Annotated in this window: 13 protein-coding genes; 7 read left to right on the forward strand and 6 right to left on the reverse strand. The window is 61.9% G+C overall.

All coding sequences use genetic code 11. The features are described 5' to 3' along the window. Positions 1 to 152 precede the first annotated feature (152 nt). Entirely contained in the window at positions 153 to 620 is a 468-nt protein-coding gene (gene dksA / locus V7650_RS05875; protein ID WP_335655308.1) for an RNA polymerase-binding protein DksA, read from the reverse strand. Positions 621 to 1,354: 734 nt separating this feature from the next. Then, positions 1,355 to 2,140 (reverse strand): hypothetical protein, encoded by a 786-nt coding sequence (locus V7650_RS05880; protein WP_335655309.1) that lies wholly within the window; start codon positions 2,138 to 2,140, stop codon positions 1,355 to 1,357. Positions 2,141 to 2,265: 125 nt separating this feature from the next. On the opposite strand from V7650_RS05880, the gene serS reads away from it, so the two are divergent. The 5 genes from serS (at position 2,266) to V7650_RS05905 (ending at position 7,353) form a co-directional block, all read left to right on the forward strand. After that, positions 2,266 to 3,546 (forward strand): serine--tRNA ligase, encoded by a 1,281-nt coding sequence (gene serS, locus V7650_RS05885; protein WP_335655310.1) that lies wholly within the window; start codon positions 2,266 to 2,268, stop codon positions 3,544 to 3,546. After that, the gene (gene surE, locus V7650_RS05890) at positions 3,546 to 4,310 is read left to right on the forward strand and encodes a 5'/3'-nucleotidase SurE (protein WP_335655311.1); all 765 of its coding nucleotides are present in this window, start codon (positions 3,546 to 3,548) and stop codon (positions 4,308 to 4,310) included. The genes serS and surE overlap by 1 nt, the downstream gene beginning before the upstream one ends. 103 nt (positions 4,311 to 4,413) lie before the next feature. Next, positions 4,414 to 5,475, forward strand: a complete 1,062-nt coding sequence (locus tag V7650_RS05895) for a M23 family metallopeptidase (protein ID WP_335655312.1) — start codon at positions 4,414 to 4,416, stop codon at positions 5,473 to 5,475. A gap of 7 nt (positions 5,476 to 5,482) precedes the next feature. Continuing rightward, positions 5,483 to 6,541, forward strand: coding sequence for a potassium channel family protein (locus tag V7650_RS05900; protein ID WP_335655313.1), 1,059 nt, complete (start codon positions 5,483 to 5,485; stop codon positions 6,539 to 6,541). A gap of 95 nt (positions 6,542 to 6,636) precedes the next feature. Further along, a complete protein-coding gene (locus tag V7650_RS05905; RefSeq protein ID WP_335655314.1) occupies positions 6,637 to 7,353 on the forward strand; it encodes an esterase/lipase family protein in 717 nt (238 codons plus the stop codon). 8 nt (positions 7,354 to 7,361) lie between these two features. Here the strand turns inward: V7650_RS05905 and V7650_RS05910 are convergent, their stop codons facing one another. After that, positions 7,362 to 7,628, reverse strand: a complete 267-nt coding sequence (locus V7650_RS05910; protein ID WP_335655315.1) for a hypothetical protein — start codon at positions 7,626 to 7,628, stop codon at positions 7,362 to 7,364. Between the two features lie 297 nt (positions 7,629 to 7,925). Here V7650_RS05910 and rimO point away from each other — a divergent pair, with 297 nt between their 5' ends. Next, a complete protein-coding gene (rimO, locus tag V7650_RS05915; protein WP_335655316.1) occupies positions 7,926 to 9,308 on the forward strand; it encodes a 30S ribosomal protein S12 methylthiotransferase RimO in 1,383 nt (460 codons plus the stop codon). A gap of 46 nt (positions 9,309 to 9,354) precedes the next feature. Here rimO and V7650_RS05920 read toward each other — a convergent pair whose 3' ends face one another. From V7650_RS05920 to V7650_RS05930, 3 genes are all read right to left on the reverse strand, one after another. Continuing rightward, complete coding sequence (locus V7650_RS05920) at positions 9,355 to 9,618, reverse strand: hypothetical protein (protein WP_335655317.1); 264 nt, start codon at positions 9,616 to 9,618, stop codon at positions 9,355 to 9,357. Positions 9,619 to 9,874: 256 nt separating this feature from the next. After that, the gene (locus V7650_RS05925) at positions 9,875 to 10,822 is read right to left on the reverse strand and encodes a hypothetical protein (RefSeq protein ID WP_335655318.1); all 948 of its coding nucleotides are present in this window, start codon (positions 10,820 to 10,822) and stop codon (positions 9,875 to 9,877) included. 98 nt (positions 10,823 to 10,920) lie between these two features. After that, on the reverse strand, positions 10,921 to 11,127 hold the full coding sequence (locus V7650_RS05930) for a hypothetical protein (protein ID WP_335655319.1): 207 nt from the start codon (positions 11,125 to 11,127) through the stop codon (positions 10,921 to 10,923). A 168-nt stretch (positions 11,128 to 11,295) separates the two neighbouring features. Here V7650_RS05930 and V7650_RS05935 point away from each other — a divergent pair. Then, the coding region (locus tag V7650_RS05935) for a transposase (protein ID WP_335655333.1) at positions 11,296 to 11,434 on the forward strand (139 nt) is incomplete at its 3' end.

The following is an 11,434-nucleotide window of genomic DNA, read 5'->3' on the forward strand; positions in this document are numbered from 1 at the left end:
ACAAACAATATAATAGCGGGGAAGAGGTGCAAATTTGGTTAATATCGGGGATAATTTCTGGCGCAGGAAACGGCTAGGTTTCGCCATTCCGATGGCCATCGGCAGCGGTCGAAAGCCTCAAGCGCCCGTTATTCGACAGGATCGAAAATCGACTATTGATCGCGCGAAATTTTCTCGTTTCGTTCGTGCGCTTCCTGCGCTTCGACCGTCATCGTCGCTATTGGCCGGGCTTTCAGTCGGTCAAGCGAAATGGGTTCGCCGGTAACCTGGCAATAGCCATATTCGCCTTCGTCAATCCGTCGCAGGGCTGCATCGATCTTGGAGGTCAGCTTGCGCTGGCGATCCCGGGTCCGCAACTCCAGGCCCCAGTCCGTTTCACTCGACGCGCGGTCATTGAGGTCCGCTTCCTGGATCGGACCGTCCTGCAAATGCGCTAGTGTTTCCTTGGATTCTTCAATGATTTCCTGCTTCCATTTTTTCAGGGCCTGCCTGAAATAGGAAAGCTGACGCTCGTTCATGAACTCTTCGTCTTCGCTCGGTTCATAATCGGCCGGGAGGATCACATTTGTGCCATTTGCGCCATTTTTTGCGGATGCTTTTTTATACGAGGATGCCAACATACTCTCCAAACATCATGCCCTACCCGAATCCGGAGGGCTGGGCCAAACATAGGGCGGGCCTATACCGAGCAGACTCATCGGAAACAAGGCGCAAAATGGCTGCTCCCGCAATATTCTGCCAAGGGCAAATTTTCTGACGCCGGGCTGGCACGGGGATGTGACTCAAATGGTGGCCAATGGTGATGCAAAGGTTTTTCGTGTCGGCAAAAATTCAATATTTTTCGCCATTTGGCAACATTTGTAACTGGAACGGTTTCAATTCGGGACATTAACCGATGCTGGCTACAAACTGTTAAGAGATTTTCGGTTTTCCACCGCAAAACAGGGTTAATGTAATTGTGATTTACTAAATATTCTGTCTTTCTGATGCATGTCGAGACAGCGAAAAGTGCGCACGGCGCTTCGATGCCAGCGTTCTGATCGCGTCTAAAGCGGAAGAGAGATTATATTATGTCGGTACGGATGGCTTTGGCAAAATTGTGCGCCTGCACTTGCGGCGGGGCATTGATTGGCGGCGGCGCGGTGCACGTTTCAGAGGCACCTGCGGCCCCCTATGTTAAGAAACTCTCCAAAAAGCAGCCGGTTCGTGCCCGACTGGTCAGAAACGGTGAGCCTGCGCGCAAGATCAAGCGTACGCGGCGCACCGTCACCAAGACAGTGACGGCTTGCCAGCCGACCGTGGTAACCGTGGCCCAGGCTCCGGGGCCACAGCCGATTCCGGTTCCGCTTCCTCCCTATATTCCGCCCGCGCCTCCACTCGATGGTGGCGGCGGCTCCATTCCCGTCGTGATCGGCGGCAGCGGCGGCTCCGGCGGTATTGGCGGCGGCTTTTTTGGCGGCTTTTTTGGCGGCGGCGGCTCCGGCGGTGGCAGCGTTGTGATCTCTTCGACCAGCAGCGGCGGATCAACCAGCACATCTTCGGGCGGCAGTTCGACGAGCGGCGGCTCCACCAGCACCTCGACCGGCGGCGTGACCAGCACCGGCGGGTCGACCAGTACCTCCACCGGTGGCAGCAGCAGCTCGTCTTCGTCGAGCTCGTCCAGCAGTTCGTCCAGTTCGTCCAGCTCGTCGGGATCCAGCGGCGGCCATGGTTCGACCGGCGGAAAGCCCTGGAAACCCTGGAAGCCGGGCAAGCCTGGCGGGGACGACCATGGTTCTTCCGGCAGCTCCGGATCCTCGGGCAGCTCCGGCAGCTCTGGCTCATCCGGCAGTTCCGGTTCGTCGGGAAGCTCGGGATCGTCGAGCAGTTCATCCAGCAGCAGCTCGAGCTCGTCCAGCTCCGGTGGCAGCTCCACGAGCACCTCGTCCGGTGCAACCGGCGGATCATCGAGCTTTGGCGGCAACAGCACCTCGTCCGGATCTTCCGGCAGCTCTTCCAGCTCCAGCTCGTCGAGCAGCAGCTCCAGCTCCTCTTCGGGAGGCAGCACCGGCGGTTCCACCGGCGGCACGGACGTTCCGGCACCGCCCGTTGTCCTGCTGTTCGGCGCGGCAGCGGCGGCGCTGTTTGTTCGCCGGCGCAAGGCGAAGCAGACTGCGGCAGCCTGACCGACAGGCCACTGATATCGAGGAAGCGGCTGGAGCGATCCGGCCGCTTTTTTCTTTGTGGTCTTGCAAGTGAAACCGACGCTCGGCATAGGCCATTGCCATGCATGACATAAAATATATTCGCGAGAATCCGGACGCTTTCGACGCAGCACTGGCGAAGCGCGGAGCCGATGCCGTTGCGCAGGATTTGCTTGCGCTCGACGAGCAGGGCCGCGCGCTGAAGACCGAGTTGCAGAATGGACAGGCGCGGCGCAACGAGGCGTCCAAGGCCATCGGCAAGGCCAAGGGACAGGGCGACGAGGAAACGGCTCAGGCATTGATGGCGGAGGTCGCCGCCCTGAAATCCAAGATGCCGGACCTCGAGGAACAGGAGCGGGCGCTATCGGGCAGGCTACAAAATGCGCTGGCGATATTGCCGAATCTGCCGGCAGACGATGTCCCCGTCGGGGCCGATGAAGAGGACAATGTCGAAACCGGAAGGTGGGGAGAGCCGCGTCATTTTGCCTTCGACCCGAAAGAGCACAGCGACATTGGACCGGCATTGGGACTGGATTTCGAGACGGCGGCGGAGATGTCGGGCGCGCGCTTCGCCTTTCTGCGCGGCCCCATGGCGAAGCTGCAAAGGGCCCTTGGGCAATTCATGCTCGACCAGCAAACGACGGTGAACGGCTACGAGGAATGCGCGCCGCCGTTGCTGGTCCGCGACGAGGCGGTCTTCGGGGTTGGCCAGCTGCCGAAATTTGCCGAAGACATGTTCCAGACCACCGACGGCCGCTGGTTGATCCCAACCGCCGAAGTGAGCCTGACCAACAGCGTGCGCGGCCAGATACTGGATGAAGCGCAATTGCCGATCCGGCTGACGGCGCTGACGCCCTGCTTTCGCAGTGAGGCTGGTTCCGCCGGCCGCGATACCAAGGGGCTGATCAGGCAACATCAGTTCGAAAAGGTCGAGCTGGTGACCATTGCCCACCCGGACAAAAGCGCGGAAGAGCACGAAAGGATGGTCGGGGCGGCGGAATCGATTCTTCGCGCTCTGGAACTGCCCTACCGGAAGATGCTGCTGTGCGCGGGCGACATGGGTGCGGCGGCGCGAAAGACGTTCGACCTGGAAGTCTGGCTGCCGGGCCAGGATAGCTATCGCGAAATTTCCAGCATTTCCAATTGCGGCGAATTTCAGGGACGGCGCATGAATGCGCGCTTCCGGCCCGAGGGCGAAGAAAAGGGCACGCGGTTCGTGCACACGCTCAACGGTTCGGGCCTTGCCGTCGGCCGGACACTGGTGGCGATAGTGGAAAATTATCAGCAGGCCGATGGATCTGTCACAATTCCGCCGGTCCTGATCCCCTATATGGGCGGCATCGACAAGCTGGAGCCAATGTAATGCGGATATTGCTGACCAATGACGACGGTTTCGATGCGCCGGGGATGAAGATCCTTTTCGACATCGCCTCGCATTTTTCCAACGACATCTGGATCGTTGCTCCGTCCGACGAGAATTCGGGGGCCGGCCATTCGCTGACGCTGACCCGGCCGCTGCGCATTCGCAAGCGCGGCGACCAGCAATATTCCGTCGATGGCACGCCGACCGACAGCGTGATGATGGCCGTCGCCAAGATCATGAAAGACGGGCCGCCCGATCTGATCTTGTCCGGCGTCAACCGGGGAGCGAATCTGGGGGAAGATGTCACCTATTCCGGCACGGTATCGGCGGCGATGGAAGGCGCGCTTGCGGGAATCCCGTCGATTGCGCTCAGCCAGGCCTATGCCCGCGAGGATATTGGTGCCAACGTGCCGTTTGATGCTGCCCTGCAATGGGGCGAGCGCGTGCTGCGGCCCCTGATCAAGCAGCGCATGGATCACCGGACGCTAGTAAACATCAATTTCCCGGCGCTGCCAGCCAGCGATATCAAGGGCGTGCGGGTGGTATCGCAGGGAATTCGCGACTATGGCCGCTTGCAGATTGTCAGCAACCGCGATCCCCGGGGATTCGAATATCATTGGTTCGGGCTCGGGCCGATGGTCGAGACACCGGCGCACAGCACGGATCTGGAGGCCATTGCCGACGGTTTCGTCTCGATCACGCCGCTCCACCTGGATCTGACCCATTATGATTCGATGGACGGCCTGAAAAAACTCTATCCCTGATCCTCTGCCTATCGAGTGGCGAATTTTCTATGCTTTGGCCGGCAGGGCTGGCAAGCTGCGGATTTGTTGCTAATAGCGTATCCGCTAGGGGGAGAGGTGGTTAATGGGATCTGGTAAGCGTCACGTCGCGATCCTGATGTTGCTCGCAGCGGTGACCGGCTGCATTCCGCCGGGTCATGACGATTTCCGGGCGCCACCGAACCAGCCGCAATTGCCCACCGATCTTTCCGTCCTGGCCACGACACCAGAGCAGGCGCCTGCCGCCACCTGGCAAGCGGCTCCCGTGGCACCAAATTCCCGACAGGTATCATCGGGAACCTATGTCGTGCAGCCGGGGGACACGCTGCGCGGGATCGCCAACCGGACCGGGGCGGGGTCGCAGATCATTGCGGCCGCCAACGGACTGGTCGAACCTTATGTCATCCATCCGGGCCAGCGGCTGACGATCACGGGCGGGCGCTATCATTCGGTGGCATCCGGCGAAACCGGGATCGCAATCGCCCGGGCCTATGGCGCGTCATGGCGCGAAGTCGTGGAGCTGAATGGCCTGGAAGAGCCCTATATCCTGCGCACCGGACAGAAGCTGCTGCTGCCCGCGTCCGCGCCGCGTGACCCGGCCAGCCTGAGCATCGAGCAACGGGCCGCTGCGTTCAGTCTCGACATCGACGATATCGTCACCGGCAGCCAGCCGGCGCTGGCCGAAGGGTCCTCCGCGAAAGAGCCATCCGAATGGCGCAAGGCGATCGCGCCCAACGCGACCATTGCCACGCCGGCGAATTTTTCCGGCCGTTTCCTTTGGCCGGTCGACGGCAAGCTGTTGTCCGGCTTTGGCAGCAAGGGCGGTGGCAAGGTCAACGACGGTCTCAACATCGGCGTTCCCAAGGGCACGCCAATCCGCGCATCCGCCGATGGCGTTGTTGCCTATAGCGGCGACGAGATCGGGGTCTTTGGGGGCCTGATCCTGATCAATCACGGGTCCGGCTGGGTCACCGCTTATGGCCATGCCGACAAGCTCAACGTCACGCGCGGACAGCAGGTCAAGGCGGGCGAGGTGATCGGTCTTGCCGGCGAAAGCGGCTATGTGCAGGAACCGCAGCTGCATTTCGAAATCCGCAAGGGCCGCAAGCCGGTCGATCCCAATATCCATCTGCCGAAGCGCGGCTGAACCGGCCATGGCAAGCAACAGCAACAAGCTTTCCGATTATTTCACCCTGCGGCGCCGGTCGAGCCTGCCGATATGGGCGGATATTGCCTGGCGGGTTACCTTCGTTCTGGCCCTGATCGGCATGGCCATTGCGGTGCACTATTTTGACCGCAACGGCCTGCAGGACAGTTATGACGGCGACGTCAGCTTCCTTGATGTCGTCTATTTCACGATGATCTCGATCACCACCACCGGCTATGGCGACATTGCGCCGGTGACCGAGCGGGCGCGGATGTTCGATGCGCTGGTTGTGACCCCTATCCGGATCTTCGTCGTGCTGATATTCGTCGGCACGGCCTATAATTTTGTTTTCAAACGAACCTGGGACAATTGGCGCATGAAACTCATTCAAAGCAATCTGCATGACCATATCGTGGTCGCCGGTTTTGGCACCAGCGGCGGCGAAGCGGTACAGGAACTGCTGGCGCGGGGCACCGATCCGGAAGAGATTGTCGTCATCGATTCGTCCGACGATGCGCTGTCGAAGGCGGAGAAGCTCGGCTGCGCGGTGATCAACGGCGATGCGACGCGCGACAATGTGTTGATGAACGTCAAGATATCGCGGGCGCGCTCGCTGATCGTTTCGGCGGGACGCGACGACACCAGCATCCTGATCGTGCTGACCGCCCGGCACCTCGCCTATCATCTGCCGATCAGCGTGTCGATCAAGGCGTCGGACAACGAACTGCTGGCGCGGCAGGCCGGTGCGACGACGGTGATCAACCCGGTCAGCTTTGCCGGGCTGCTGCTCGCTGGCAGCTGCGAGGGACCGAAGATCTCCGATTATCTCAGCGACCTCGCGTCCGCCACCGGCCGGGTCAAGCTGGTCCAGCGCGCGGTCACCGAGGCCGAGGTCGGCATGGCGATGAACGAGGTCGTCGGCTCCGGTCTGGGCGTGCGGATATACCGGGGCGACGCGGTGTTCGGTTTCTGGGAAGATGAGGCGACGAAGCTGGAGGCGGGCGACATCATCGTCGAGATCAAGCCCGGCAACGGATCGGAGAACCGGGTCCGCGAGAAGCTTTGAGGCGCGCGGGCGGGACCCGCCCGGCCTGTTCGATGGTTCATGTTGCAGCGCCGCCGGCAGCTGCTATTCTGGCGGCTCGCTGAAGGAGCTTGCCGATGGCCGACCCGATAGAGATGCCGACCGGATTGCGGCCGCCGCGCCGGCTGGCGCAGCTGGGCGAGCTGTCGTTGCCGTTCGACCTGATGCGCTTCGGCCTGCAATGGCCGCGGCTGGTGACGGCGCCGCGCGGCGATGGCCGGCCGGTCTATCTGATCCCGGGCTATGGTGGCAGCGAATTGTCGCTGCGGCCGCTCGAGGCCTTTTTGCGGCGGATCAACTATGACGTCGCCGACTGGTCGCTGGGCCGCAACAAGGGCTCGGTCGACCGCGATGTCGACCGCTTCACCCAGGTTGCCGAAGCGCGCTTTTCCGCCAATGGCGGGCAGGCTTTCACGCTGATCGGCTGGTCGCTCGGCGGCATCATCGCCCGCGAGGTCGCGCGGCTGTCGCCGCATCTGGTGTGCGAGCTGATCACCATGGGTACGCCGATCATCGGCGGCCCGAAATATACCACGCCCGGCCAGCGCTTTGCCCGGTCTTCCAACATCCGGCTCGACCAGTTCGAGCGCGAGGTGCACGAGCGCAACAGCATCGGCTTCGACCAGCCGCTGACCGTGATCTATTCCAACCGCGACGGCATCGTCGGCCCGGAGATCGCCAAGGACATCTACAACCCGCAGGCGCGCAATATCCGGGTCGACGGCGGTCATATCGGGCTCGGCTTCAACCCCAAGGTGTGGCGGATCATCGCCGACACGCTGGCGGAGAGCTGAGCGCCGGATCAGGTGGCGGCGGCAGCCTGCTCCTTCGGCTTGCGCCACAGATAGCGGTAGACGCCGAACAGGTTGATCCCCAGCAGGACGACATTCTGCACCGCCAGCGGGTCGTTGCCGTCGAGCAGCGACGCGGCGATCCAGACCATCGCCGATCCGCAGAACAGCACGAAGGCCCAGCCGGTCACCCTGGCACCCAGATGGGCGGCGATCATGGCGGCGGCGATCATGCCGCTGATGCTGGCGGTCCATCGCAAGGTTTCGACCAGTTCCATCCTGTTGCTCCGTCTTCCGTCTGCTGTATCGGGTTTGATGCCATGACAACGCGCTGGCGGCCCGATCGGTTCAATGCGCCGAAATTTTTTGCCGCGCGCCGGAACCGTTTTGCGAGTGGTGCATTGACAGGACAAGCCGGGCGTTGTCTTTCCCTCCCGATTTTGGCAACCCCGGTGTCCCCCCTTTCCCCTGTGCGCCCAGACACGGCGCGGACCGCGGTCCGCGACATGGCCGGGACCATGGCCGACAACATTGATCGTGACTCGGCCGGCAAACAGGCCTAAAGGCCGCGCCCTATGGCTACCCAAATTCCCTCTCCGCCCAAAGTCGGCATGGTTTCGCTCGGCTGCCCGAAGGCGCTGGTCGACAGCGAACGGATTCTGACGCAGCTGCGTTCGGACGGCTATGACCTGTCGCCCGACTATGCCGGCGCCGATGTCGTGCTGGTCAACACCTGTGGCTTTCTCGACAGCGCCAAGGAAGAGAGCCTCGAGGCGATCGGCGAGGCGATGGCCGAAAATGGCCGGGTGATCGTCACCGGCTGCATGGGCAATGAAGCCGACGTGATCATGGCGCGCTTCCCCGACGTGCTGGCGGTGACCGGCGCGCACCAGTACGAGGACGTGGTGACCGCGGTGCATGCGGCGGCGCCGGCGGCGCGCGGTGCGTTCGTCGATCTGGTGCCGGACGCGGGCCTGAAGCTGACCCCGCGCCATTACAGCTATCTCAAGATTTCCGAAGGCTGCAACCATCGCTGTTCCTTCTGCATCATCCCCAGCCTGCGCGGCGACCTCGTCTCGCGCCGCCCCGACGCGATCCTGCGCGAAGCGGAGAAGCTGGTCGAGGCGGGGACCAAGGAACTGCTGGTGATCAGCCAGGACACCTCGGCCTATGGCGTCGATATCCGGCACCAGCCGCGCGTCTGGAACGGCCCGACCGGGCAGGGACGCGAAGTCCGCGCGCACATGACCGATCTCGCCGCCGCGCTCGGTGAACTCAGGACGCCGGACGGCAAGGGCGTGTGGACCCGGCTGCACTATGTCTATCCCTATCCGCATGTCGACAAGGTCATCCCGCTGATGGCCGAGCGCAAGATCACGCCCTATCTCGACATCCCGTTCCAGCATGCCGCGCCCAATGTCCTCAAGCGGATGAAGCGCCCGGCCAACGAGGCCAAGGTGCTGCAGCGGGTCAAGAGCTGGCGCGACATCTGCCCCGACCTGACCATCCGCTCGACCTTTGTCGTCGGCTTTCCCGGCGAGACCGAGGCGGATTTCCAATATCTGCTCGACTGGCTCGAGGAAGCGCAGCTCGACCGGGTCGGCGCGTTTCGCTTTGAACCGGTGGAAGGCGCCGCGGCCAATCTGCTCGACGGCGCGGTGCCAGAAGAGGTCAAGGAAGAGCGCTACCAGCGGATCATGGCCGTCACCGCCCGGATCAGCGCCGCCAAACTGCAGGCCAAGATCGGCCGCACGCTGCCGGTGATCATCGACGAGATCGGCGCGCCCGACGAGGACGGCGATATCGGCGCGACGGCGCGGTCCGAGGCCGATGCGCCGGAGATCGACGGCAATGTGTTTTTGCGCAATGTTTCGGGCGATCTTGCGGTGGGAGATGTGATCGACGCGGTGATCGAGGATGCCGACGAGCATGATCTGTTCGGGGTGAGCGCGGGTTAAGGGCCCTTCGACAGGCTCAGGGCGAACGGTCATATGATCCTTGCCGTCATTGCGAGCGCAGCGAAGCAATCCAGAGCGTCTTGCCATGAACGGCGGTGCCTGCCGCTCTGGATTGCCGCGCTGCGCTCGCAATGACGGTGGGTTTGGGTCCCTCATTTTCCCCATCACCGGCCGCCGCTCCTCCGCCCTTCGCTGGCGCGAGCGATGCTGGCGCATCGCCACCACCCCGCCCCAGTTCCAGGTGAAACGGCCCCCGGCCTTTCTGCTGTGCTCCGGACTTGATCCGGAGCCCTGCGCGTCCATTCGCCATGGTGCTTGTGGCGCAGGGCTCCGCGTCAAGCGCGGAGCACAGGGGGCCTTCGACAGGCTCGGGACGAACCGTTTGTTTCTGTAATGCATCATGTTGTGCATCCGCATATCTCCGTCATTGCAAGCGCAGCGAAGCAATCCAGGGCGTCTGGCCATGAACGGCGGTGCCTGCCGCTCTGGATTGCCGCGCTGCGCTCGCAATGACGGGGGGCTGTGCATGGCTTGTATCCCGGGCGAACTTTACAAACTTTACAGGGTTATGAAATTCTTTCCTCTTCGCCGGTTTCTTCATCCTCGCTGTAATCGCCAAGATCGCTGTACCAGGCCATGTCGATCAGGCGATTGACCACGTCTTCGTCGCGGGTGCCGGTGGGGGTGATGACGATGCCGGGGACTTCGCGTTGCATCTGCTCGACTTCTTCGGGGCACATGCGCAAAAGTTCCGGTCGGTCGTCCGCGTCGTCCTCCGGCCAGGTGACCATGTAAAATTCATCGCCTTCCTCCTCTGCGGGTGGCCGCTGGTGCGGATATTTCTCTGCTTCGGCGGCGGCGGCGGCCAGTTCGTCCTCGGTCGGGGTGGCGATCAGCGGCGCGGTGTCGGCGCCCTTGCCGATCGCGTCGAGCATCTCGGCAAAGCGGGCGGCGCCGCGTTGCGCCGGGATCTGCTCGGCGACCTTGTCGAGGCGCGCCAGATGGGCGAGCAGCAGCCGGCTGTCGTAGCGCCGCCGGGTGGCGACCACCTCGCCATGGTAGAAAATCTCCTCCTCGACCCCCTCGATCGCGCGTTCCTGCAGCACGTCCTGCGCGACCTCCCGCGCCAGCACCAGCGCCGCCAGCCAGACCCGGGCAAAATCCGGGTCGCGGCGCTTCAGGTCATAGGCCGACTGGCGCGAGCGCTGCACATAATGCGCCGCCGCGCCGACATTGCCGGTGCGGGCAAGCGCTTCGAGGAATTTTACGCGCAGCTCGGGGAGCCAGCCGTCGTGGCGGATGGTGGGGGTGGGGGTTGGGGTGTCCGTAGTGGAGGGGGAGGGGCAATCCGTTAGCCCTGAGCTGGTGTCGCTGCGCGACGTCTGCGACTCCGAAGGGCGCCCCTCGGTGGAAAGGCGTGGTTCGACAGGCTCACCACTAACGGCAATTTTGTCACCACCCTGACGGGCGAGGCTTCGGGCAAATTCATCCTGATAGGTCATGTCTTTCTCCATTCATGGCCCCATAATGCCGCCGCAGGGGGTGCGGTGTGGTCGTTATGGTTTGCTAAATGGAATATGTATAACCTATTTGGTTATTTGTAGGAAAGGGATTATGGCGGCGTATCTCGCAGTGCAGTTTTTATGATGAGAGCAACATGCTCTTTCAATTCTGAAATGTGGTCAGGATCGATTTGGTTGATCACTTTTAGAATCTCAATAGTATCGCGAGTTTTTCTAAATTCCTGCCTATGTTCCGTGAGTTCACCAAATACCACTTTCAGCAGTCTTGGTGCATCGACGTGCTTTAGCCATTGCACGTTCCGTATGTCTCCGTTCCATTTGCTTTTAGCGCGAAACTCGTGTTCTCCACCACGGGTCAAAATCGCCGATATTTGATCAGGGCTGTGGTTTTGGTTATCGAGTGACGTGACCCCTTAAAACTCCTCCAGAAGTGATTAGAGTCCGGTCCAAGAAAGGACGGACGAATGAAGCGGATACGATTTACAGAGGAACAGATTATTGGGGTTTTGCGTGAGGCAGAGGCAGGCGCGAAGACAGCTGATCTGGCTCGCAAGCATGGCGTTTCAGAAGCGACACTTTACAACTGGAAGTCCAAGTATGGCG

Origin of the sequence: Parasphingorhabdus sp., from assembly GCF_036964565.1 — a bacterium.
In the GTDB taxonomy this organism is placed as follows: Bacteria; Pseudomonadota; Alphaproteobacteria; order Sphingomonadales; family Sphingomonadaceae; genus Parasphingorhabdus.

Bases quoted from the DNA above. Each gene is read 5' to 3' on its own strand.
- dksA (WP_335655308.1), bottom strand. From the start codon at position 620: ATGTTGGCATCCTCGTATAAAAAAGCATCCGCAAAAAATGGCGCAAAT.
- serS (WP_335655310.1), top strand. From the start codon at position 2,266: ATGCATGACATAAAATATATTCGCGAGAATCCGGACGCTTTCGACGCA.
- surE (WP_335655311.1), top strand. From the start codon at position 3,546: ATGCGGATATTGCTGACCAATGACGACGGTTTCGATGCGCCGGGGATG.
- V7650_RS05895 (WP_335655312.1), top strand. From the start codon at position 4,414: ATGGGATCTGGTAAGCGTCACGTCGCGATCCTGATGTTGCTCGCAGCG.
- V7650_RS05900 (WP_335655313.1), top strand. From the start codon at position 5,483: ATGGCAAGCAACAGCAACAAGCTTTCCGATTATTTCACCCTGCGGCGC.
- V7650_RS05905 (WP_335655314.1), top strand. From the start codon at position 6,637: ATGGCCGACCCGATAGAGATGCCGACCGGATTGCGGCCGCCGCGCCGG.
- V7650_RS05910 (WP_335655315.1), bottom strand. From the start codon at position 7,628: ATGGAACTGGTCGAAACCTTGCGATGGACCGCCAGCATCAGCGGCATG.
- rimO (WP_335655316.1), top strand. From the start codon at position 7,926: ATGGCTACCCAAATTCCCTCTCCGCCCAAAGTCGGCATGGTTTCGCTC.
- V7650_RS05920 (WP_335655317.1), bottom strand. From the start codon at position 9,618: ATGGCGAATGGACGCGCAGGGCTCCGGATCAAGTCCGGAGCACAGCAG.
- V7650_RS05925 (WP_335655318.1), bottom strand. From the start codon at position 10,822: ATGGAGAAAGACATGACCTATCAGGATGAATTTGCCCGAAGCCTCGCC.